Origin of the sequence: Paenibacillus cisolokensis (genome assembly GCF_018403665.1) — a bacterium.
Classification (GTDB): domain Bacteria; phylum Bacillota; class Bacilli; order Paenibacillales; family Paenibacillaceae; genus Paenibacillus_AH; species Paenibacillus_AH cisolokensis.
In genome coordinates this window covers 1-20,163 of sequence record NZ_BOVJ01000184.1, presented here as the reverse complement: position 1 = coordinate 20,163, position 20,163 = coordinate 1, and the positions used below count along the sequence as shown (strand labels likewise).

Annotated in this window: 21 protein-coding genes and 2 pseudogenes; 21 read left to right on the top strand and 2 right to left on the bottom strand. The window is 55.8% G+C overall.

Translation table 11 applies throughout. The features are described from left to right. The first annotated feature begins 13 nt into the window (after positions 1-13). Positions 14-1,009, top strand: coding sequence for an inorganic phosphate transporter (locus PACILC2_RS22605; RefSeq protein WP_213530996.1), 996 nt, complete (start codon positions 14-16; stop codon positions 1,007-1,009). Between the two features lie 203 nt (positions 1,010-1,212). Here the strand turns inward: PACILC2_RS22605 and PACILC2_RS22600 are convergent, their stop codons facing one another. After that, on the bottom strand, positions 1,213-1,779 hold the full coding sequence (locus PACILC2_RS22600; protein ID WP_213530994.1) for a hypothetical protein: 567 nt from the start codon (positions 1,777-1,779) through the stop codon (positions 1,213-1,215). Between the two features lie 218 nt (positions 1,780-1,997). Between PACILC2_RS22600 and PACILC2_RS22595 the strand changes: the two are divergent. From PACILC2_RS22595 to PACILC2_RS22510, 20 genes and pseudogenes are all read left to right on the top strand, one after another. Next, a pseudogene (locus tag PACILC2_RS22595) lies at positions 1,998-2,287 on the top strand (YerC/YecD family TrpR-related protein). Between the two features lie 4 nt (positions 2,288-2,291). Then, the gene (locus tag PACILC2_RS22590; protein WP_244863766.1) at positions 2,292-3,272 is read left to right on the top strand and encodes a sirohydrochlorin chelatase; all 981 of its coding nucleotides are present in this window, start codon (positions 2,292-2,294) and stop codon (positions 3,270-3,272) included. After that, entirely contained in the window at positions 3,241-4,167 is a 927-nt protein-coding gene (locus tag PACILC2_RS22585) for a diacylglycerol kinase (protein ID WP_062495951.1), read from the top strand. Before PACILC2_RS22590 ends, PACILC2_RS22585 begins: the two co-directional genes overlap by 32 nt. Before the next feature lie 133 nt (positions 4,168-4,300). After that, complete coding sequence (rlmD, locus tag PACILC2_RS22580) at positions 4,301-5,866, top strand: 23S rRNA (uracil(1939)-C(5))-methyltransferase RlmD (RefSeq protein WP_244863765.1); 1,566 nt, start codon at positions 4,301-4,303, stop codon at positions 5,864-5,866. Positions 5,867-6,838: 972 nt separating this feature from the next. After that, complete coding sequence (locus PACILC2_RS22575) at positions 6,839-7,666, top strand: ParA family protein (RefSeq protein WP_062410471.1); 828 nt, start codon at positions 6,839-6,841, stop codon at positions 7,664-7,666. Next, on the top strand, positions 7,614-8,036 hold the full coding sequence (locus PACILC2_RS28165; RefSeq protein WP_280515375.1) for a ParB N-terminal domain-containing protein: 423 nt from the start codon (positions 7,614-7,616) through the stop codon (positions 8,034-8,036). Before PACILC2_RS22575 ends, PACILC2_RS28165 begins: the two co-directional genes overlap by 53 nt. 91 nt (positions 8,037-8,127) lie before the next feature. Then, positions 8,128-8,352: a ParB-like helix-turn-helix domain-containing protein gene (locus PACILC2_RS28160; protein WP_280515374.1), complete on the top strand. Its 225-nt coding sequence runs from the start codon at positions 8,128-8,130 to the stop codon at positions 8,350-8,352. A 20-nt stretch (positions 8,353-8,372) separates the two neighbouring features. Beyond that, on the top strand, positions 8,373-8,555 hold the full coding sequence (locus PACILC2_RS28155; protein WP_280515373.1) for a hypothetical protein: 183 nt from the start codon (positions 8,373-8,375) through the stop codon (positions 8,553-8,555). Between the two features lie 74 nt (positions 8,556-8,629). After that, positions 8,630-8,842: a hypothetical protein gene (locus PACILC2_RS22565; RefSeq protein ID WP_062410472.1), complete on the top strand. Its 213-nt coding sequence runs from the start codon at positions 8,630-8,632 to the stop codon at positions 8,840-8,842. After that, positions 8,830-9,438: a hypothetical protein gene (locus tag PACILC2_RS22560; RefSeq protein ID WP_062410473.1), complete on the top strand. Its 609-nt coding sequence runs from the start codon at positions 8,830-8,832 to the stop codon at positions 9,436-9,438. Before PACILC2_RS22565 ends, PACILC2_RS22560 begins: the two co-directional genes overlap by 13 nt. Before the next feature lie 174 nt (positions 9,439-9,612). Beyond that, entirely contained in the window at positions 9,613-10,581 is a 969-nt protein-coding gene (locus tag PACILC2_RS22555) for an SAF domain-containing protein (protein WP_244863764.1), read from the top strand. 22 nt (positions 10,582-10,603) lie between these two features. Continuing rightward, a complete protein-coding gene (locus tag PACILC2_RS22550; RefSeq protein WP_244863763.1) occupies positions 10,604-11,299 on the top strand; it encodes a hypothetical protein in 696 nt (231 codons plus the stop codon). Positions 11,300-11,332: 33 nt separating this feature from the next. Further along, the gene (locus PACILC2_RS22545) at positions 11,333-12,178 is read left to right on the top strand and encodes a ParA family protein (protein ID WP_062410476.1); all 846 of its coding nucleotides are present in this window, start codon (positions 11,333-11,335) and stop codon (positions 12,176-12,178) included. Further along, positions 12,175-14,045 (top strand): annotated as a pseudogene (locus PACILC2_RS22540) (pilus assembly protein CpaF). Before PACILC2_RS22545 ends, PACILC2_RS22540 begins: the two are co-directional and overlap by 4 nt. After that, positions 14,035-16,104 carry a hypothetical protein gene (locus PACILC2_RS22535; protein ID WP_062410478.1) on the top strand — a complete coding sequence of 690 codons (2,070 nt, stop codon included), beginning with the start codon at positions 14,035-14,037 and terminating at the stop codon, positions 16,102-16,104. The pseudogene PACILC2_RS22540 and the gene PACILC2_RS22535 overlap by 11 nt, the downstream one beginning before the upstream one ends. Positions 16,105-16,187: 83 nt before the next feature. After that, entirely contained in the window at positions 16,188-16,667 is a 480-nt protein-coding gene (locus tag PACILC2_RS22530; protein WP_041052829.1) for a hypothetical protein, read from the top strand. 81 nt (positions 16,668-16,748) lie between these two features. After that, positions 16,749-17,138 (top strand): hypothetical protein, encoded by a 390-nt coding sequence (locus tag PACILC2_RS22525; protein WP_062410479.1) that lies wholly within the window; start codon positions 16,749-16,751, stop codon positions 17,136-17,138. A gap of 10 nt (positions 17,139-17,148) precedes the next feature. Then, on the top strand, positions 17,149-18,018 hold the full coding sequence (locus PACILC2_RS28955; protein WP_307860685.1) for a hypothetical protein: 870 nt from the start codon (positions 17,149-17,151) through the stop codon (positions 18,016-18,018). Beyond that, the gene (locus PACILC2_RS22515; RefSeq protein ID WP_307860684.1) at positions 17,994-18,668 is read left to right on the top strand and encodes a hypothetical protein; all 675 of its coding nucleotides are present in this window, start codon (positions 17,994-17,996) and stop codon (positions 18,666-18,668) included. Before PACILC2_RS28955 ends, PACILC2_RS22515 begins: the two co-directional genes overlap by 25 nt. A 114-nt stretch (positions 18,669-18,782) precedes the next feature. Further along, a complete protein-coding gene (locus PACILC2_RS22510) occupies positions 18,783-19,895 on the top strand; it encodes a copper amine oxidase N-terminal domain-containing protein (RefSeq protein ID WP_062410482.1) in 1,113 nt (370 codons plus the stop codon). On the opposite strand, the gene PACILC2_RS22505 is transcribed toward PACILC2_RS22510, so the two are convergent. Continuing rightward, positions 19,865-20,163 (bottom strand): hypothetical protein (locus tag PACILC2_RS22505; RefSeq protein WP_213530992.1); only part of this gene is annotated, 299 nt, incomplete at its 5' end. The two genes, PACILC2_RS22510 and PACILC2_RS22505, sit on opposite strands and share 31 nt — an antisense overlap.

Genomic DNA, 20,163 nt, shown 5'->3' with positions numbered 1-20,163 from the left:
AGCCGGGGGTAGCATGGAACTTTACGTATTGTGGCTGGTTGTCTTTCTGGCGCTTTCATTCGATTTCATCAATGGATTTCACGATACGGCGAATGCGATCGCCACTTCGGTTTCGACGCGCGCGCTGAAGCCCCGTACGGCGATTCTGCTGGCGTCGGTCATGAACTTCGTCGGCGCGCTGTCGTTTACGGGCGTGGCGAAGATGATCGGAGGGGGCGTGGCCGATCCGGCGAAGCTCGAACATGGCGTTTATATTGTCATTGCGACGCTGATCGCCGCGATTGCCTGGAACCTGATCACCTGGTGGTTCGGCATTCCGTCGTCGTCTTCGCATGCGCTGATCGGCTCGCTCGCCGGCGCGGTGATCGGAGCTGCCGGTTTTGGCGGCATCAACGCTTCGGGCTTTATCGATATTATCAAGGCGCTCATTCTGTCGCCGTTGATCGCGTTCGCTGCCGGTTTCATTATCATGTGGCTGCTGAAGCGGATTTTTGCCAACTCAAGTCCGCATTCGGTTAACAAAGGCTTTCGCTTCTGCCAGATCATTACCGCGTCATTCCAGGCCTTCTCGCACGGTACGAACGACGCGCAGAAGGCGATGGGCATTATTACGTTCGCTCTGGTTGCGGCGGGGATACAGGACACGCTGGACGTTCCGCTATGGGTGAAAATATCCGCGGCGACGGCAATGGCGCTCGGCACTTCGGTCGGCGGCTGGAAAATTATCAAGACGATGGGTACGAAAATTTTCAAAATCGAGCCGATCAACGGTTTTGCCGCAGATATTACTTCGGCAAGCGTCATCCTGTCGGCGACGGTGCTGCACTTCCCGGTCAGCACGACGCATGTCATCACCTCGGCGATACTGGGCGTCGGCAGCGCGAAGCGGTTCTCCAGCGTCAAATGGGGCGTCGCGGGCCGGATTGTTATGGCCTGGTTTATTACGATCCCGATTACGATGGTGTTTGCGGCGCTCGTATTCGGTCTTATCGAAGCGTTGTTTTTGTGATAGTTGCTTCAGGACAGCCTTTTAACGATTCCGGCCGATGGTGCGCGGAACGTTGAAGGGCTTTTTTGCTGGGGGGAATTCCGTCCTGAAATCCGTCTCCTGCGCCGGGAGTGCGACGCCGGAGACGGGCAGGCGGTTGCGGAATCGGGGGATTTTTCGTTTTTTCGGACGGATGGCGGCCGCACATCGGGGCGTCGATAGCATTAGCGTCTGCGCCTGCGCGGACGCGGGGGTCTGCGCTTGTTGCCGGAGCCCGCTGCGGAAGTGGTCTTCCGTCTGCGCCTGCGTTTGCGGCGGGGAGGCCTCCACTCGCCGCTGCTGGCGGCTGTCGCCGTGGCGGTGCTTCCGCCTTTGCCGAATGAACTCCACAGCAATTTGACGATCGGCGCCATTTGCTGTACGCTGTTGACCATCTTTTGCACCTTGGTAACGGTGTTCAGCACGCCGTCGATGCCGCCGATCCGGTCGAGCATGCCTTTCAAATCGGACAATTTGTCAAGCGAAAACAGACCGGTTTTACTCGAACCGGATTTCTCCACCAGCTTGGCGGCGGAAGACGGTACGACGACCGGCAGCGTTTCGGCCGAATGCGGCGTGACCGGCACGATGTTTGGCGGTCCGAACTGTCCGGGCGTGCCGAACTGTCCCGGCGTACCGAACTGTCCCGGCGTGCCGATTCCCCCGTATGTGTATGGATTGGCAACTCCCGGATATGATTGGGATCCCGATTGCTGGAAGCCGCTACCGAAAGGAACGTTTCGATACTTCATGCGGATCACAACCTTTGGTTTTGATATGATTAGTGTATGGGATAGGCAAACATAAGGATTGGACGAATGCCCCGATCTTGCTGGAATTTATATAGAATGGCCGGCATATCGCAGCGTTCAGGTTCTTCCACTCTGTAAAGCGTGAATACGGTAACGCTTGAATAACGCAAGTAAACCCGATACAATGAGAATATCAGTTCTCGTAGGGGTGAAGCGGTATGCAGCTGAAGAAGCTGAACGACAAGGCGATAGATCAATTATTCGAAGCGATTCTGACATTGAAGACGGTTGAGGAATGTTATATTTTTTCGATGATTTGTGCACGGTGAACGAAATCCAGTCGCTGTCGCAGCGGCTCGAGGTGGCACGGATGCTCGGCAAAGGCGCGACCTATAATCAGATCGAGGCCGAGACGGGGGCGAGCACGGCGACGATCTCGCGGGTGAAGCGCTGCCTGAATTACGGCAATGACGGATACAAGATGGCGCTCGAGCGCCTGGGACGATGACGCGATGACCCGCAAGACGGAAGGCAGCGGCCCGGGCAGCGCCCGGATCGGGGCCGCAGGCGCCGTATCGGACGGCGCGGTGCGCCCGGAGTTGGGCAGCGCGGATGCAGACGGCGGCGGGATGAGTCTTGATTGCCTGCCATCCGGCGGCAAACCCGGCCGTTCGGGCAAGCCCGGCGTGCTCGTCATCAGCCACGGCTCGCGGGAAACCGGCTGGGTGCGCCTCGTCGAGGAGGCGGTCGCTGCCGCGGCCGCAAGCGACCGGCTTCAAGGAGTGCCGGTCGTATGTTCGTTCCTGGAGCTGGTCGAAGGCCGTCTCATCCAGGACGGCATCGACCGGCTGGCGGCGCTCGGTGTGACCGAGCTGTTCGTGCTGCCGCTGTTCGTCTCCTCCGGCAGCACCCATGTCGACGACATCGGGCAGGCGTTCGGCATGCCGCCGGTCGGCGAGCGCGCGGGCGAGCTGGAGCGGTTCCGCATCGGCTCGATGCGGGTCACTTGCGGTGATCCGATCGACGACGATCCGGACATCGCGGAGCTGCTGTACGCGAATATTCGCGAGCTGTCCGCCGATCCGGAGCGGGAAGCGGTGCTGCTGATCGCTCACGGCAGCGGGGAGCCGGCGTTCCACGAGCGGTGGCAGCGCGGCATGCGGCTGCTCGCCGATCGCGTCCGGACACTTGGCGGATTTGCGCGTGCGGAGACGGCGATGCTGTTGCCCGATCAGGCGGCCTCCCGGATGGAGGAACTGCAGCGGGACCCCGTGGTGGAGTCGGTACTCGTCGTGCCGCTTTTTTTGAGCGCGGGTTATTTTACGCAGAAGGTTATTCCTTCCAGACTGAATGGGTATTCCTATAAATATAACGGCAAGCCGTTGCTGCCCCATCCGTACATTGTCCGCTGGATGGAGCGCCGCGCCGCGGCATGGCTTGAAACGTTGGAGGTGAGCGCGGTTGACGAACAAACGGGCCAGACTGATCTATAACCCGACGTCCGGTCGGGAAGAGATCAAGCGGAAGCTTCCGGATATATTGCAGCGGCTGGAGCTGGGGGGCATCGAGACGAGCTGCTACGCCACGATGGGAGAAGGAGACGCTGTGCTGGCCGCCTCCGACGCGACGGAGCGCGGCTTCGATCTGATTATTGCGGCCGGCGGCGACGGTACGCTGTACGAAGTGATCAACGGCTTGGCGGAGAAACCGAGCCGTCCGCCGCTCGGCATTTTGCCGCTCGGGACGACGAACGACTTTGCGCGGGCGCTCGGCATTCCGCGGCATTGGGAATATGCCTGCGATCTCATCCTTCAGCAATATACCCGGAAGATCGATGTCGGCAAGGCGAATCAGCGTTATTTTATCAATATCGCCGGCGGCGGTTCGCTGACGGAATTGACATACGAGGTGCCGGCGAAGCTGAAGACGATGATCGGGCAGCTCGCGTATTATATGAAAGGATTGGAGAAGATGACCCGCCTCCGTCCGACCGAGCTGCGGATCGAAGCGCGCGGGCATGAGGAGATCGAAGGCGAATTTCTGATGTTTCTGATCTGCAACAGCAATTCGGTCGGCGGGTTCGAGAAGCTGGCGCCGGATGCGGATCTGGACGACGGGATGTTCGAGGTCATTCTCGTGCGCAAGTGCAATCTCGCGGAGTTTATCCGGCTGACGACGATGGCGCTGCGCGGCGAGCATCTGAACGATCCGCATGTCGTCCATTTCCGGTCGGATCAAATCCGCATTACGTCGCCGGACTATGTGCAGATTAACCTGGACGGCGAATACGGCGGCACGCTGCCGTTCACGTTCGAGGTGCTGCCGCGGCATCTGGACATTTTCGTGGATGAGCTGGGCGAGTCGACCTACCAGCGCGTACGGATTTAAATTGATGAAAGAGATGGATGGTACAAGATGAAGCAGCCGGTTCCGGTAAGCAAAACGAAGAAGTCGTCGTCGACATCGAAGGGTTGACGCATGACGGCGAAGGGGTGGGGCGCGCGAAGGGCTTCACCCTTTTGTGCGGGACGCGCTTCCCGGAGAGCGCGTGCGGGCGAAGGTGCTGAAGGTGAAGAAAACGTACGGCTACGCCAAGCGGCTGGAGTTGCTCGCTGCAAGCCCGGACCGGGTCGACGCGCCGTGCCCGATCTTCCGGCAATGCGGCGGCTGCCAGTTGCAGCATATGGCTTATGACGCGCAGCTGCGCTGGAAAAGACAGCATGTCATTGACAGCTTGGAGCGGATCGGGAAGCTGCGGGTGGCGGGCAGCGGCTCGGGCGCGGCAGGCAGCGGTGCGGACGGCGTGACGGATAGTTCGGTAGGAGCGAAAGGGTCAGAAAGATCGAAAGGTTTGGAAACGGGCGAAAAGGCGATTACGGGCGGCAACGGGGTTGCCTTGGCAGGAGCGGAGGCGGGGGCGATACCGACAGAAGCAGTGTCACCAGCGGGAGTTGCGTCATCGGCGGGAGCTGCGTCACCGGAGACTTCGGCGCCGGGCATGTCCCCTTCCGGTGCGGCGGCTGCCGCAGCAGGCATCGTCGTCCATCCGACGATCGGCATGAACGAGCCTTGGCGCTACCGCAACAAGGCGCAGGTGCCGATCGGCATGGCGATGGCCGATCTGGAGAACGGTGCGGCCGGAAGCTTGATCGGCGGCTTCTATGCGCAGGGGAGCCACCGGATTATTGACATGGACGAATGTCTGATCCAGCACGAACGCAACGACGAAGTCGTTCGCCAGGTCAAGGCGATCGGGCGCCGGCTCGGCGTAAGCGCCTATGACGAGAATACCGGACGAGGTCTGCTAAGGCATGTTATGGTCCGGACCGGATATGCGACCGGCGAAGTGATGGTCGTGCTCGTGACGAACGGTGACCGCATTCCGCGCGTGGACGAATGGGTGGCAGGCATCCGCGAGGCGGTGCCGGCGGTGAAAAGCATTGTGCAGAACGTGAACAAGCGGAACACGAACGTGATCTTCGGCGATGTGACGCGGGTGCTGTGGGGGAGCGACGTCATTTATGACGAGCTGGACGGCATCCGGTTCGCCATCTCGGCGCGGTCGTTCTACCAGGTCAACCCGGAGCAGACGGTGGTATTGTACCGCAAGGCGGTCGAGTATGCGGGGCTGACGGGGACGGAAACGGTCATCGACGCATACTGCGGCATCGGCACGATATCGCTGTTCCTTGCGCGCCAGGCCGGCCGCGTGTACGGCGTAGAAGTCGTGCCGGAGGCGATCGAGGACGCGCGGCGTAACGCCGAGCTCAACGGTATCCGCAACGTGGAGTTCGCGGTCGGCCTGTCCGAGGAAGTCATGCCGCGCTGGCGCGAGCAGGGCGTCGAGCCCGACGTTATCGTCGTCGACCCGCCGCGCAAAGGCTGCGACGAGGCGCTGCTGCAGACGATCCTCGCCATGCGGCCGAAGCGAGTCGTCTACGTGTCGTGCAACCCGTCGACGCTGGCCCGCGACTTGCGCGTGCTCGAAGACGGCGGCTACCGCACCGTCGAGGTGCAGCCGGTGGATATGTTCCCGCATACGGTGCATGTGGAGTGTGTAATAGGAATGCAACGAATCGATACGTAGAAATCCTTTATTTTCAACACTTTGCGCGTTTTATGACTTTCACGGCAGACGGCAGCGACTTCAAAATAAGGTGCTTAAAGACAAAATTGAGGTTTCGGTCGTTTTGGACCTGGATTTGGACGTCGGGTGTGTAGACATGTTGAATTCATAGGAATAAGTTCACGGATCAGCTTCGAAAATGGAGTAGCTGCAACATATGAATATACAAGAGAACACCCTTTATTGTGGTGTTCTCTTTTTATAATAGATACTATTCAAAAAGCCGGTTGCCCTGAAATATCAGCGCAACCGGCTTTTTGCGTGAAAATAGAAGTGTAGGATGACCAAGGTGATCGCTCTCGTCAATCAGAAAGGCGGCGCGGGTATCTTAGTTCCTTTGATACTGGTAAACAGCAATGATTATTTCAATCAACGCTAGTATAAGTAGAGGAAGGCCAATCGAAAAGGTGGCGATAAACCCCACAAAGCAATGTAATGCGGCAGCGATGAAATGACCTGGTATATATTTTGGCGGTAAGAAAAGATTTCAATTATGAACCCGGCGAACAATAGAAGCCAGTAATAGGGTGCAGGTATTTGGGTAATCACATCATTATTATTCATAAATAAAGCAATAAATTCGATCAAGGATAAGATTAATACTCCATTGAGAACAAACGCGACTGTTGGGGGAATAGCATGTTTAATATTTTTGCTATAACGCGTAAGCACAATTGAAACTAACAAAATACAAATAGATATAATAGGAAAAGTAACCACGGTACACCCACCCTTCCATCAATTCGTTTTTATCAATAGAATAACATATCGCTATAGGTTAATACGCGTCAATTTAAATAACAGGTAATTCTTGAATATTCAAGAGAACGCCCTTCTTGCGGTGTTCTCTTTTTATATAGATACAATTCAAAAAGCCGGTTGCCCTGAAATATTCAGCGCAACCGGCTTTTTGCGTGAAAGGAGAAGTGTAGGATGACCAAGGTGATCGCCCTCGCCAATCAGAAAGGCGGCGTGGGCAAAACCACAACGGCGGTCAACCTGGGGATTGGTTTGGCAGCCGATGGGAAAAAGGTTTTGCTGGTCGATGCGGACGCGCAAGGCAACCTGACGGATTCGTTAGGTTTCCACGAACCGGATAATTTGTCGGTATCTTTGGCGACATTGCTGGCGAAGACGATGCTGGAAGAATCCTATGAAGCGCGGGAAGGTATTTTGCATCACCATGAAGGCGTTGACCTGATGCCAGGCAATATTGAATTGTCCGCTGTTGAGGTATCGCTCGTCAACACGATGAGCAGAGAAACGATTTTACGCTCGTACATCGACTCCGTTAAAGCCGACTACGACTACGTGCTGATCGATTGCATGCCGAGTCTTGGCATGTTGACCATCAACGCGTTGGCGGCAGCAGATAGCGTTATTATTCCTGTACAAGCGCATTATTTGCCCGCCAAAGGTATGACCCAACTATTGCAGACGATTGCCCGTGTGCGCAGGCAGATCAATCCGAAGTTGGTTTTGGATGGCGTGTTGCTCACGATGGTAGACAGTCGGACGAAATTTGCCAAAGACATTTCCTTTATTCTTCGGCGCGACTACGGTGACAAGCTGCGCGTGTTCAACACCGAAATCCCCTTATCCGTTCGCGCGGCGGAAACAAGCGCCAAGGGGAAAAGCATCTACGTCCATGATCCGGATGGGAAAGCTGCGGAGGCTTATGCTGCCTTCACGAAGGAGGTGCAGAGCATTGGCAGCGAAAGACGACATGCGCGCCAGCATCAAACTGACCACAGTCGCTGATTTATTCTCAACGGAGGAGAGCCGCGCTGATCAACAGCGGGAAAAGGTGATGGAAATACCATTGTCGGAAATCAGCGATTTTCCCGGTCATCCGTTCAAGGTGAAGGCGGATGAAGCGATGCTGGAAATGGCGGACAGCGTGAAGCAATACGGCGTACTGGTTCCCGGCCTGGTTCGTCCGAAGGCGGACGGCGGCTATGAAATGGTAGCCGGACATCGGCGCAAAAAGCAAGCGAACTGGCAGGCAGAGAAACGATGCCCTGTATCGTCCGCGAACTGGACGACGATCAGGCGACGATCATTATGGTGGACAGCAATTTGCAACGGGAAAATATTTCGCCAAGCGAGAAAGCATTTGCCTATAAGATGAAGCTGGAGGCGATGAATCGGCAAGGACAGCGTACAGATTTAACTCGTTCCCAAGTTGGGAACAAGTTGGACGGGAAAAATCTAGTGAAGTTTTGGCGGAGCAAGTTGGAGAGAGCAGGAACCAAATATTCAGATATATCCGCCTTACCGAACTGACCCCCTCCATTCTCGAAATGGTGGACGATAAACGAATCGCCTTCAATCCGGCCGTAGAACTTTCTTACTTGTCCGAAGAAGAACAGCAAGCCCTGTACGAAACGATGCAGTCCGAAGACTGCACGCCTTCGCTGGCGCAGGCGCAGCGCATGAAAAACTGAGCCAGGACGGGCGGCTTAACGTGGATGTCATCTTCTCAATTCTCACGGAGGAGAAGCCGAACCAGAAAGAAAAGATGACCATTCGGCGCGATCGGATCGACCGTTTCTTCCCGAGGGACTTTACCGAAAAGCAAAAGGAAGACCTGATCGTACAACTGTTGGAAAGCTGGTATAAAAAACGGCAACGGGAACAGGAACGTTAGCATGTATCCTGTTCGGCAGGCACTCTCCCCTAGGACGGAGAGCTTTTTTATGCCCATTTTTGGGGAGGCGATTCATGGTGTATTTCACGAAAGGGAGGCGTCGTCAATATGAGCGCCTGATGCAAGAAAGGCCGGGTTTCAACCGCTTTGAAGTTTTGGAGGACGAGGCCGAGCAGCCGCACACGCGAAACAAGAAATCTCGTGAAGCCGGCCAATCAAAGCGAAGCCGGAGAACGAAGAATGACCGCAACTTTCCAGGAAATGAGGACGGACGATGGAAGAAATGAAGCGAATGGTGGACAACTACGAAGTCGTTCAGGCCATCTCCATCGGGAAGGTGGAAGTGCTGCTTGGCATAGACGAAACCAATGCCGAACGTCCGTACATGGTTTGTACCTGCACCCGAAACAATTCTTTGGGTGTCGAGCATTTTTACGCGATTGCGGCCAGCGCAGATTATCTTGAGGCCATGAATGACTTCATTTCCCGTGTGCAATGGGAGTTGGAGGATCTCAAAGAAGAAAGGGCCAGTGTCATGGTGCCCCTAACTCCCCTTACCCAGGCAGAATGTCAGCCGATTCGCGAAGACATGCGCATTGACAACCAGGTTGTCGTCATCCGGCCGGAACGGCTGCGTCCCGAATATCGCACCGCAGTTAATCAGCTTGTGCTGGCGTTAAGCGGTTTTGGCACCTCTGCCTATTCCCGAGGTCGGGCCGTCTATGTGTTAAATCTGTATACCGGAGAAGAGTCTCGCTGGAATCGGGAAGATTTTATCGGCTTAATAACACCGGAGCATATGCCCGCATGGGCGCAAGAAAAGCTGGAGCAGCATCAGGCTGCGACCCAGCAAAAGCAGAAGCTCCGTGACGATGCCCGGTAAAAGTTTCGATAGCAGTTTAAGATTGATTGAGAGGAGACGTGAGCGATGTCGTGGACGTATCGGCACCGCAAGGCACTAATTATCACCGCGATCGCTATAAGCGTTTGTTTACTTGTGGCTGCGGTCATATATTCTCTGAAAAAGCAATCGGAGCAAGAGCAGAATCAGCAGCAAATGAAGGAACACTACGAAAGGCAGATCAAGGAACTGAAAACGATAGAGGAACAATCGCGCAGGAATGTCTGGACCGTGGCACGAACCATTCCGGCCGGAGGCACCGTCACGGCGGAGGATCTCCAGTCCGTCCCGATGCCCGCGAGTCTGGTGCCATCCGGGATGATTACTGAACGGGAAGCGGCCATCGGCAAAAGCGCCAAAATCGAATTGCAGCCCGGAACACCTCTGATGCCATCTATGCTGTACGAGAGCACGCCGATCCCGAAGGATTTGCGGGTGCAAGAATTTCATGTCATTCAACTTCCCTCCAATCTACAAAAGGGACAGTACATCGACGTGCGAATCAACTTCCCGACAGGAGAAGATTATGTCCTGTTAGCGAAGAAGAAAGCGCGGGAGTTGTCAGGAACGGTCATCTGGCTCGAAATGAACGAGAAGGATATTTTGCAAACGTCAAGCGCGATTATCGATGCCTACTTGCAAGGCGCACGGCTGTATGCCCTGCCGTATATCGAGCCGGGATTGCAGGAAGCGGCGGCGGTCAATTATCCCGCAAATCCGAAAGTGCTTGATTTGATGGAACATGATCCGAACCTGCTCGAAAAAGCGACAACCGAGCTTGCCCGCCAACTGCGAACGACACTGGATGACAATCTGAAAGCCATGAGCGAGTCGGACAAACTGCGCGTGACAAGCGGCAGCGTGACGGTTCAGCAGCAACTGCAAAACGAGCGGATTGTTACGCAGCAGGGCAACACGTTACGGGAAACGCCATCCGTGCCGCAACCGTCGGGCACAACGGCTACGAATGATCGCGAACCGCCGGCCGCGCATCCGCTCCCCTCCCCTTCCGGTTCGACAACGACGAATGGGAATCGACCGGAAGCGCCTGCGGAGTCAGCGCCATCTTCACCCTCAGGGGAGTCGCCCGGCACAGATAAACTGGAGAACATTTTTAACCAGTAAAGGAGGCCGTCATGAAAAAGTCGTGTTTTTCGGCGCGCCGGACAAAAGCCACCTGCTCCTTGTGCTGGGCAAGCTGCTCACGGCGATGGAGCGAAAGGTGCTGATCGTGGATTCCACCCTTGCCCAGTCCATGCAAGGCTATTTGCCGCAAGTAGAATTCGGCGATTCGCTGCGGGAATTTGAAGGCATCGATGTGGCGACCGGGCTCATCACGCGAGCGCAATTGGAACGCTCCCTGCTTCAAGCCGAAGGCGAAGCGGCCTACGATGTCATGCTGCTCGACACCGATCACACGGAATTTGTGAAAGGACGAGAGTTGCCGGGCTATGACAAGCGGGTGTGGTGCAGCAATTATAGTCGGCTCGGCATGCATAAAAACGCGGAGCTGATGCAGCGGCTGTGCCTTCACGAAGCGGAGGGTCAGCCGCTTTCGTTTTACAAACTGATCACCCCTACCTTGCCGATCGCCATACCTGAGTCGTATTTCGATTCGCTGTTGCCGCAGCAGGCTGTACGCTGGGAGGATACCGTGTTCCGCTTTCCGCTGGACGAACGGGACATGTCCGTGGAGCTCGACAACCAGCATCATGGCCGCATCGACATCAGGCAGCTGACTGGAACTTATCGCCGGACCGTGCTCGACATGCTGCAACAGTTGTTTGATTGCGATGCCAAAACGGCCCGGCGGGCATGGGCGCGTGCACGAAAGCGCGCGTGAATCCGGTAAAGTCGCACGAAAGGAGATGAAGCAATGGGTTTTACCGTGGTGTTTTGGAGTCCGATTTCGGGACAAGCCGGTACGACAAGCAACCTGATCGCCTCCGCCGCGCTGCTCGGTCTTGAATATTCTTCGCGTCTTTTGCTGCTTGGGCATTTGCAAAGCGAATATGCAGCCATTGAACGCGGCTTTTATCCAAGGCGGACCTGGATGAACAAAGCGGACGTCTCATCCGATGTAGGAATCGACGCGCTGCTCAGGCTATTGCAAAACCGCAAGCTCGAACCGAAATTGCTTCGGGATTACACGCTGCCGCTGCTCGCCGAGCGCCTCGACATCCTTCCGGGATCGAACAAGCCGGACGTATCGTTTGTTTCGTCGGCACAGGACTGGCTCGTGCCGCTCTTGGAACTGACAAAACGCGCTTACGATCTGGTGTTGCTGGACGGCGGAAGCGGCAATTTGTCGGTGTGGACACAGGCGCTGCTGTGTCAGGCGGATTTGCTGGTCGCCTGTCTGCCGCAAAACATGCTCAAACTGGAGCAAGCTTTTTCGCTGGTGGAGGCGCAGCTTCAGTCCAACCGGAAGCATTTGCTTGTATTCGGACAATATGATCCTCGCTCCGCTTTGACCGTTCAAAATATCAAGCGCCAGTTCCATCGGCGGGAGCCCGCGTACCCGATTGTCCATAATACGGGCTGGCTGGATGCGACCCAACAAGGAGAAGCCGTCCGTTTTCTATTTCGCAACCGGCAGGTGCCGCGCGATCATGAAAACTATCCCTTTATGCAACAGGTGCGGGCATTGGCGCAGGCGATCATCAACAACGTCGGACGAAACAAGCCTCTTTTCGGCGGGAAGGAGGACGATGACCGATGATGTTCGCGCTGAACGCTTTGCTTCTGGCGGGCATCCTCATTGCGATCGGCGTCTTGCTCTATTTGCGTTTGAGCCGCCGCTTGCCGGAGCAGCCGGACGAAAAACCGGTCTATACGCTGGAAGCGATGACCGCGTTCGTGAAAGAGGCGCTGCACGAGATGACGAGCAGCAGCCTGATCGACTTCGGCTTGTCGGAAGAAGAATACCGCCGTCGCAAAAACAAGCGCGCAGAACTGAAGAAGGCGCTGCGGGGCTGCACGTCCGGAGATTTGCGGGACAAGGCGTATGTGAAGCAGGTCATCGCTGATTTGCTCGAGCAGCGCTACCATCTGGACGATAATAACCTGAATCGCCTCCTGCCGTTTGACGATCCGAAAAAATTATCGCCGCAAGATCAGTTCGACATTTTGCTCCATCTGTTTAAGAAACAACATCGATTGAGAGCACTGGACGAACTGATTCAAAAATACGAATTGGATCGCCCCAAACGGAGTATGGAAGACGAAGAGACCGAGTCGTACCGGATTACCGCCGACGAAATCTGCGACATCTACAAGCGGGAAGTACACAAGCTTCCCACCGAGGACAAAACCCAGATCGTTGTGCAGCGGATCTACCAGCAGTACAAAGGGTTTAGCGTCATCGACGAAATCCGTGACATGAAAATCGATGGCGTATCGGGCGGTGTTTCCGGCATCCCGCCCTCGATGTGGGAAGGCGAATGGAGCCTGGAGGAAGAAGCGCTGCTGCGCGAGGTGCCAAGGTCACATGACAGCGTGTGGCTGTTTTATAAAGGGAAATCCATTCATTTAAGCTTTCTGTCCTTCGGCTCGGAGCAAGAACTCCGGCGCGTGTGCCAGAACGTGTACAAACATAATTTTCCCGGCCAATTGTCCGAAGCGAACGGCTTTAAGGTGAACGAAATGGCCGATGGCTCCCGCGTCGTCGTGCTGCGCCCCCGGTTCAGCGAATCGTGGGCTTTTTTTGTGCGCAAATTCGATGTGCAAAACGCAGCGCTGGAACAATTGATTCAGGACGCCAACGCAGAGTTGCCCATTGGACTGATCCGATATCTCGTCATGGGCGAGCGCATCACGGCCATCACCGGCGCACAGGGCAGCGGCAAAACGACGCTCTTGATGGCGATGGTGCGCTACATTCCGGCCATCTTGCCGATCCGGGTGCAGGAAATGAGCTTTGAGCTTCAGCTTCGGAAAATATACCGGGAACGCAACATTTTAAGCTTGCGGGAAACGGAAACGATCTCCGGGCAGGACGGTCTGGACATCCAGAAAAAACGGACGGCTCGGTCAATATTTTGGGAGAAGTGGCGACCGACCCGGTTGCAGCCTGGATGGTGCAGATGGCGCAGGTCGCTTCGCTGTTCACCTTGTTTACGCATCATGCCAAAACGTTCCGCGATCTCGTCTATTCGCTGCGCAACTCGCTGCTGAAGACAGGGGTGTTTACGAACGAAAAAGTGGCCGAGCAGCAGGTCGTCAGCGTCATCAACTTCGACATTCACCTCAGGCGGGACGCGGACGGACATCGCTACATTGAACGAATTACCGAATGCGTCCCGGTGGAGCAGGAAGCGGGCTACCCGGAGACGTTCCGCCACAAAACGACGACCGAGGAGAAAATGACGGCGTTCATGGAGACGATGCTGGAATATTTCCGCCGCTCGACGGACCGCCCGCTTTATGTCGCGCGGAACGTCATCGAATACCGGGACGGAAGCTATGTCGCCGTTCATCCGTTGTCCGAGCGAAGCCGCAAGGAAATCGCCGCATGCCTCGCCGGGCCGGACCAGGCGGCGTTCGAGGCGTTTTTGGCGGTTCACTGGGGGGATAGCGATGAAAATTGAATGGCTGTCCCTGTTGCTCGGCGCGGCGACGGTGCTGTTCCTCGCGATGGTGGCGATGTTTCAATGGGTATCCCGTCACGGTTCGGACGTGGAGGCCGTTCGGCGGTATGAAGCGCTGCGCAAACCAGGCAAAGCCCGCAAGAAGCAAACGATGTACAGCGTGTTGCAGCAGTTGTATCGCCTATGCGAACGCGTGCCGATCCTGCGCGGTTATTTGCTTCAACTTCGCAAACGAATGACCATTCTCCAGCTTGGCGACGAATGGAAGCTGCGGCTGGAAACGATGAAGACGGCGCTCCTCATATGGGGCGTGCTGCTCGCGGCGGCTGTTCCGCTGGCGCTCGGCGTGCGCGACCCGGCCGCGCTCGGCATGATTGGCATCGGCTTCTGGGTAGGCCACGGAATCCTTTCGGACAATCTGGTCCATCGGCTGGAGACGCGACTGCTCCGGCAACTCCGGCATTTTTTTTCGGATGTGCGTCATCATTATCATCGGCACGGCATGGTGGAAGAAGCCGTTTATGAAGCGGCGGACGGCGCGCCGTATGAGATGGCGCTGCACGGACACGAAATATACGAAGTGCTCACGGCAAGCGACGCCGAGCAGCGGCTGGCGCAGTATATCGAGAGCGCGCCGAACCGCTATTTGCAGGGCTTGGCCGGGCTGTCGCATCTGGTGAAGGAATACGGCGACAAACGAACCGCAACCGGTTCCGTGTACTTGAAGGCGCTTGGGAAGCTTGCGACCGAACTGAATCTGGAACTGCTGCGCCGCGAGCGCCTCAGTTTCCTGTTGCAAGGACTGACCGCCATCGCGCTGTTGCCGCTGCTGTTTACCCGGCCGATCGAAGCTTGGGCCAGCCATTACTTTCCGGCCATGGACGCCTTTTATGCGAGCACGACCGGCTGGATCGTGAAAATCGGCCTGATGGCGGTCGTATGGCTGTCCTACGTTCTGCTGAGGAACATTCAGGAACTGGACGTGAGTCCAAAACCAACCGGCCGGAAAAGATGGGAGAAACGGGTTTACGAATGGCCATGGATGCGCTGGCTTGTGCATCGTTTCGGTCCCGCCCCCGGTTCCCGGGAAGCTGACCGTATGGTCAAGCTGCTTAAAGACACCGCGTCGCCGCTTCGGCTGGAATGGCTCTATGTGCAGCGCATCGTGGCGGCGGGCATGGCTTTTCTGGCTGTGCTCGGGATGTTTATGGCGCTTCATGCCGCAAGCCGGCATCAAATCCTGTATGCGCCGGTAAAGCTGGGCATCCTGTTCGGCCAACTGTCGCCGGAGGAGGAAGCCAAGACGCGCGAGGCGGCGGCGCTCGATCGCCGCATCATCGATCGCGTAAAGGAGGTGAAGCATCGCACCGAAGAAACGGTGATGGCCCTGCTCCGCAGCGAATCGCCGATGACGGGCCAGGACGATCAGCTTCGCGCCGCGGCTCGGCGCATTATGGTCAAGCTCACGAAGCTGGACAATCATTATGTGAAGTGGTGGGAAGCGCTCCTCGCCGCTCTCGCGGGATGGGGCGGCTACGCCATGCCGGTCGGCGTTCGGTTGTTCCAGCGGCGCATGCGGCAGATGGAGATGAAGCATGAAGTGGATCAACTGCATGCCGTCATCGCCATGCTGGCAGATATGGACCGGATGTCGGTCGAGCATCTGCTCATCTGGATGGAACAGTTTGCCCGCGTGTTCAAGGAACCGCTGCAAACCTGCTTGCTCCATTTCGAACAGGGCGCGGATCAGGCGCTGGCGCAGCTGAAAGAGGATGCGCCGTTTGTGCCGTTCGTCCGCACGGTCGAAAAGCTGGAACTGGCTGCGCAAAGTTTGCCGATCCGGGAAGCGTTCGACGACCTGGAGTCGGAACAGGCTTACGCGCAGGAGCAGCGCAAACAGGAGTACGAGCAATTGATCGAGCAAAAGGCAGGCTGGGGAAAATGGATCGGGTTTGCGCCGATGATGGCTCTCATTTTCGGCTATCTGGTCATTCCGCTCGTCATCGTCAGCTTGCACCAGATGTCCGTATACTACGAACAGCTTCAGCGCATTCAGTAAGCGGACATGTTGCGGCGCTTTCCAAACGGGAAGTGCTTTTTTTATTTCCTACACCATTTTGAATTTGAAGGAGAGATCGGTTCATGTCGAACGCGCAAAAAGCACTCGTGATGGCGGCAGGCATTTTTCTTGCCATCGCGCTCATTACCCTCGCCGTCGTATTGTTTATTTCCGCGCAAGACTCCACCAAGGCGGCGCAAAGCAATTTCAGCAATATCCAGACGGAGCTGTCGCAAACGGCGTTTACGGTGTACGACAACACGACGTTGTCGGGCAGTCAGGTGGTCAACGCGCTGCGCAAGTTCAGTGATAAAGAAGAGTTCGGCATCCAGATTGTCACCGGGAAAAATCCGGCAGGTCAGTGGTACGGCAAGGTGATCAACACGGGTGTTCCAATCGACAGTGTGACCTACGGCTCAGTGGTTGGTGAAGCGCCGGGGCAACTGAGCCATGCGCTCGATGAAGCGAATATCAACTACGTCAATCCGAGCGGCAAATTTCGGGCGCAACTGGTGCACGATAGCAGCAACGTCATTCGCGGCATCGTGTTTCGGCAGCAGTAAGCGCCCTTACTGACATCACAACGCTGATGGGGCGTCCTTTCGGGTATAGACGGACGCCCAGTTTTTCCAAGGAGGAAGCCGATGGAACATGCCCCCAGAACGATGCTGGAAATGAGCGTGGCCTGTCTTCTCTTTCTGATGGCCGTAACAAGCGGACTGCTGCTCTTTCAAACCGGGGCCGCGCTGAACGCCACCGCCTATGTGTCGGGAAAGTCGCTGGATCGCAACATGCAGATGACGTTTTCGCCGATTGCCGGCGACGGCACCGTATCCGGCGCAGAGGTAGCGCAATCCATTGCCCGGCTGGAGACGGGAGACGCGGAAATTGTGGTGGACGGCGTTCGATACGCGCCGCCGCTCGATCGGGACCCGTTCGTCCCCGCCGGCATTCGCCTGAATGCCCGGTATACGGCAGTCGCCCAGCGGGATGCGTCCGGGCGGCTGCTGCGTCTCATTTTTGCTTTGCGCTAAGGAGAATGCCATGAACAGTTTCTCGAAAGTTTTCGCGGCGTTCATTGCCGTTCTTTTGCTCTACCTCTACCCCATTTCCGCAGCCTTCGACCAGCAGGACGATATTTCGGAGTTGGTCGTCCTGCGGGCGACGACAACATTTGTGGATGCGGTGCGGGACAAAGGCTTTGTGTCGCCGACCATGTATACGGACTTTATGGAGGCGATTGCGGCAACGGGCAACACCTTCGATGTGCAAATGGAACACGGCAGCAAAAAGTACGTGCCGGTTTATGACGACCCGACAAGGCCGGATACGTTTCGGGGCAGCTACGAAGTGCACTACGACCTATTTTACAACGCGCAGATTTTGCCTGTGCTGTTCCCGAACAGCGCGGCCGCAAAAGACGATCCGGCGAGACGTTACAAGCTGCGGGCCGGCGACACGTTTGCGGTCACCGTCAAAAATACGAACCGGACTCCCGGCACGATCCTGTTCGATTTTCTGAACCAGGCCATCAGTCCGAACGAAAAATCTTCATTCCTTACGGCGGGGTGGTGCGCAATGAGGCTGATTGAATGGGCCATTGTCGGAGCGCTTATTTTTCTGCCGTTTGCGACCGTGAACCGGATCGAGGTCGAAACGCAGCGGAAGGCGCTACTCTCCGAGCTGCGCTATAACACCGCGCTGGATGCGGCGGTGGATGATGCTGCGCGGATGTTGACCGTCAATGCGAACCAGCAGCGGGAGACGCAATACGAATCGGCCAAGCGGGTGGCGCTGAACAAGGACGAGGCGATTGCCGCTTTTTATCGGACGCTGTACGCAAGCTTCGGCATTGCCGACGATCCCGTTGCGCAAGGCGTGTTGAGTCGGTGTATATCCCGGCTATTGCGGTGATTGGTTACGACGGCTTCTACGTCTATGCCGAGGAGGAGTGGACGGGAGCCGATGGGCACACGGAACAGAAACCGGTTTGGGGAGCGAAAAAGCCGTATGCTTACGCCGATTCAACGGGCAACAGCCTTTCGTTCACGCTGGATGATTTCGTCCTCGCTTACGATGCGATCAGCCGGAGCTGGCACGAAGGCTTGCGGGCCGACGTCGGGCAGCAGACGAATATTGCGTTATTAAAGGATGCGGAGCGATTTGAGCAGGTGCGCCGGAGCACCATCGTCCGCGCAATTGAAGACGAACTCGCGTACCGGATCAATAAACACAACGAATCGGTTTCCCGATTTGGTCTCTCCTACACGTTTACATTGCCAACGATTTCACAGGAAGATTGGAACAATACCGTGGATGACGTCGGGGTGCTTGCTTTCATCCAGGGCATTCCGATGGGAGGCAAGTTTTACAACAATTACGCCCTCGGCGGAAGCCGCTTGCTCAAGAAGCCGGAGATTGTCGGAGCCAGGAAAGGAAGCATGAAGGTGTATTACCGCAGCACATGCGGCTTTACTTATCCGGTGGAAGAGACGTTTTCCAGCGAAAAAGCGGCCGCGCAAAAAGGCTATATGCCGCTGGACTGTCCGGTCTCGCCATCTTAACGAGACGGCGATGTTTCGGAAAGTGGACACGCCGTCGGATCGGTTCTATGATGAACGTGTCAGTCGAAATCTTCCAAACTTGTCATGACCCCTATCAAGAGAGGAGCAAATGGCGTGAGAAAATGGATAATTGCAGGACTTGCCGCCGCGATGCTTTGCAGCTTGTTCACCGTAACAGCAAGCGCGGCGAGCCGACCTCCGTCTTTTGTCAGCGTCGTTATGGACGGACAAAAAATCTGGTTTCCCGATGCACAAGCATTTGTCGATGAAAACAACCGGACGCTCGTGCCGATTCGATTCATCGCGGAACAGATGGGCGCAAACGTAGGCTGGGAGCCCAAAACGATGACCGTACCGATTGAGCGGGACGACCTGCATATTGTGCTTACGATCGGTGATAGCAAGGCGCTCGTCAACGGCAAAGAGGTGGCTTTCGATTCGCAGGCGATCACCAGCGGCGGCCGGACGTTTGTCCCGCTGCGTTTTGTCAGCGAAGCGCTGGGGGCGGAAGTGAATTGGGATAGCCCAACATCGACCGTCTTTATTTCCACACAAGAAGAAGCCAATGAGAAGTATGATGAATGGGGCCGTCTGATTCGCACAACCCATTTGCCGAAGAACGCGAAAGATTACCCGTACATTCTGGCCGATGTGCCGAATGAAGCCTATGAAATGGCCTATCCCTACTCGCATCCTACGGACAGCAAGGTTTCATCGGTATTGTATTCAACCCTACCGGAATTCAATAAGAAAAACGTGGATATATGGATGAGCCGACTGAAAACGTTTGGTGCACTCTGGCTGAACGTAGATTACAAAACGATTGACAATTCTTGGGCGCAGGCGGTATTTGCCACGAAGGTGCAAAGCTCCAATGCGGAATTGAAATACATCCGGCGGTATGTGGATTGGGTTAAAGAAAACAAGATTCAAATTGAAGGATACCTTGATCCCGAGCCTTCCATGATCTATAAAGACGGGTTTGGAAATAATTATGTACGTTCCAAGTTCAGAATCAAATTCAACTCATTCACGGAAAGTAAAAATTTGCTGTACGATGAGCGGTTCCCCAATGACCGCAAATTCGATAAGCAGGTTTGGTACGAAGGTTACGCGGATATTTCTCTTTCCACGAATGTTGGCGGCGATTGGGGCAGTACATTGAAAGTCGATCCGGGAGCCAGTTTATTCCGCAATTATTTCATCAGAAAGGCGGACTCGGAATAGATGAAGAAAAACAAATTCATAAAATCGGCGTTGAGCGTGCTTCTGGCATGCTCTTTTTTATTTTCGGGTTTTCCTTTCGCAGCGAAAGCCGAAACCCCCAAAGTAAGAACGGAGGCAGGAAAAATCAGCTTTGAAATCACAAGTACGGCTGCAACATCGTCCATTAAATACAGAACCGTGGGTTGGACGGTGCGCCGTGACCAATTATGTACGAATACGGCGCCAAAACAGTGCGGCGATCCGAGAAGCGGCCAACACGCTTCTTTTT

Coding starts and splice junctions, on each gene's coding strand:
- PACILC2_RS22605 (WP_213530996.1), top strand. CDS start 14: ATGGAACTTTACGTATTGTGGCTGGTTGTCTTTCTGGCGCTTTCATTC.
- PACILC2_RS22525 (WP_062410479.1), top strand. CDS start 16,749: ATGGAACATGCCCCCAGAACGATGCTGGAAATGAGCGTGGCCTGTCTT.
- PACILC2_RS22530 (WP_041052829.1), top strand. CDS start 16,188: ATGTCGAACGCGCAAAAAGCACTCGTGATGGCGGCAGGCATTTTTCTT.
- PACILC2_RS22590 (WP_244863766.1), top strand. CDS start 2,292: ATGACCCGCAAGACGGAAGGCAGCGGCCCGGGCAGCGCCCGGATCGGG.
- PACILC2_RS22560 (WP_062410473.1), top strand. CDS start 8,830: ATGGAAGAAATGAAGCGAATGGTGGACAACTACGAAGTCGTTCAGGCC.
- PACILC2_RS22555 (WP_244863764.1), top strand. CDS start 9,613: ATGAAGGAACACTACGAAAGGCAGATCAAGGAACTGAAAACGATAGAG.
- PACILC2_RS22545 (WP_062410476.1), top strand. CDS start 11,333: ATGGGTTTTACCGTGGTGTTTTGGAGTCCGATTTCGGGACAAGCCGGT.
- PACILC2_RS28955 (WP_307860685.1), top strand. CDS start 17,149: ATGAACAGTTTCTCGAAAGTTTTCGCGGCGTTCATTGCCGTTCTTTTG.
- PACILC2_RS22535 (WP_062410478.1), top strand. CDS start 14,035: ATGAAAATTGAATGGCTGTCCCTGTTGCTCGGCGCGGCGACGGTGCTG.
- PACILC2_RS22600 (WP_213530994.1), bottom strand. CDS start 1,779: ATGAAGTATCGAAACGTTCCTTTCGGTAGCGGCTTCCAGCAATCGGGA.
- PACILC2_RS22565 (WP_062410472.1), top strand. CDS start 8,630: ATGGTGTATTTCACGAAAGGGAGGCGTCGTCAATATGAGCGCCTGATG.
- PACILC2_RS22575 (WP_062410471.1), top strand. CDS start 6,839: ATGACCAAGGTGATCGCCCTCGCCAATCAGAAAGGCGGCGTGGGCAAA.